The organism is Floccifex sp. (assembly GCF_051873495.1).
Lineage (GTDB): Bacteria > Bacillota_I > Bacilli_A > Erysipelotrichales > Erysipelotrichaceae > Floccifex.
The window spans coordinates 1-2068 of sequence record NZ_JBJEEX010000060.1 but is presented as its reverse complement, the minus strand read 5'-3'; the positions used below and the strand labels follow the sequence as shown (position 1 = coordinate 2068).

Annotated in this window: 2 protein-coding genes; both read right to left on the bottom strand. The window is 34.8% G+C overall.

Going from position 1 to position 2068, the window contains the following annotated elements; genetic code table 11:
• Positions 1–138: 138 nt before the first annotated feature.
• The gene (locus tag ACI313_RS03915; protein WP_439755315.1) at positions 139–492 is read right to left on the bottom strand and encodes a hypothetical protein; all 354 of its coding nucleotides are present in this window, start codon (positions 490–492) and stop codon (positions 139–141) included.
• Positions 493–662: 170 nt separating this feature from the next.
• A partial coding sequence (locus ACI313_RS03910; RefSeq protein WP_439755314.1) for a hypothetical protein occupies positions 663–2068 on the bottom strand: 1406 nt, incomplete at its 5' end.

Genomic DNA, 2068 nt, shown 5'->3' with positions numbered 1-2068 from the left:
TTGCTGTGTCTGAAAATCATTATTAGAACACGCAGATAGAACTAAGAGAATTAACGCCAAAGGCGCACAAATAAAAGTTTTCATAAAGTTGTTGTTTTTGATTAATGAATGAATTAATAAATTGTTTAATAAAAGATGTTATTCGATGACTAAAGTGCCTTCGTAGGAGACATCGGGGCTTTCTACTTTTAAGGTGTAGATTCCGGCAGGAAGTTCGGGAAGTTGGTAATTTGTAGGAGTGCCATCTACCATCAGCACAGGACAAGAATATACTTTTGTGCCATAGATGTCGAGAACTACCATTGTAAAATAGGTGTCAGCCTCAATACTGAGAGTGACTTCTTGTGTGTCCTCATCATATGAGGCTTTTGGTGGTACAGGAGTTTCAGTTCTGTCGTTACCTCTTGGTCTGATTAAGTCAATCTGTTTATCCGCCCAGATCGATGGGAGGTTAAATGCTAATGCGAGAATTAATACTAAAATCTTTTTCATGTCGTTTATAGTTTGTTTTACACAAAGGTACAAACTATAAGATAAAACATTCAAATTTTTAGCGCACACATTTTACTTGTAATCACCTCACAATCAGCTTGATGCGAAATTTGTCGCAAACATCGTTTTTCAAGCCAACAACTATTCTGATTTTTTGCGTCGTTTCAAGTCTAATAATGCTCATTTTTGAGAAGTTCAAGATAATCCATAAGATTTACATTGCCCATCTTTTGGCCAACTATTTGTTTCTTGTTAACTACACTTTGCTTATTGGTATATCCCATATAAAAACATATATACGAGTTGGGATAACCTAAGCATACCAAGGCAATAAACTTTATTTCATTGTCACTAAGACTGGGGTGCTTTTCACGTATTCTGGTGATAATACTATTATATCTCAAATTGACTAAGTTCAATAGTTTCTCGGTTTCTGAATCATCTTTTTTAGCAAAAATTATTGAATTTATATTTCTCCTAAGTGCTGCAGGCGATAATGCATCGGCATTTTCTGCCAACTTCATAAGTCGTTTGACATTTTCAAATTGAGAATCAAAAGCATGCTGAAGCGATGTGATGCTGTAATCATCTTCTGCGATTATTTTCCTTTTTTCTTCCAAATCCTGAATAGTCTTGTTGTGAATCGCTTCCATCTGCTTATAATCTTCTTTAAGATTATCAACCAGAATTTGATTTGACAATATTGTGTTTCTGTAACGTGTCTTCATAAAAAACACCAAAAGAATCAACGATGTAATAATGATGACCGACAGAATAATAAAGTAATGGAATTTAAGGTTGGCAATTTGTTCTGCTAATTCGGCATTTTTTATTACATATTCAGTTTCGGCTTTAGAAATACTATTATAATTTTGAGAGTTCATGATCGAATCGGAAATAGCAGCGTCTTGCTCTGAAACGATGCACGCTCTCTTATAATCACCTATTGCAATGTAATACTCTCTCAATGACATTAAATATGAAACATATTCAGCCTTTGACATCCCAGTCGTATTGAGTTGTTGAAGAAAAATAGCAGCAGAATCAGGCTTTCCTAACTTGGAATATGCTCTGATAATATCAAAATAACTGTCTGAACTTATGAACCTGCTTCCATGCTTTATATTGTATAAATCTATTTCTTTTTGTTTTGTGTATTGAGAATCAACCCAATATGCTCTCGATAGAATTTCATAATTATCAAACAAGAATGTGCTATCGTTGAGTTCTTTTGACAATTCAATTGCTCGATTTGTGTATATGTAAGCACTGTCGATATTGGAATAGCAATAAATTGCACCGAGCTTAGATAGAGTTTTGAGTTGGTAGTTCAGTTCATTAGCTCTTTCAAAATACGATAAAGCTTTTTTATATCTTTCAATATACTCTCTGCCTACGGAGTAAGAACTATGGTATAATTTGGCAATTCTGAGATTTATGTAGCCAAGATTCTTGAAGTCTGATTTTATAGCCATCGCTTCTGCTTGCTTATACGATGACATAGCTTCAGCCAAATAGTCGAGTTCTTCGAGGGTGGCGCCTTTGTAGATTAGGGAGCGGGTGAGCTTTTCGCGGT

Coding starts and splice junctions, on each gene's coding strand:
- ACI313_RS03915 (WP_439755315.1), bottom strand. CDS start 492: ATGAAAAAGATTTTAGTATTAATTCTCGCATTAGCATTTAACCTCCCA.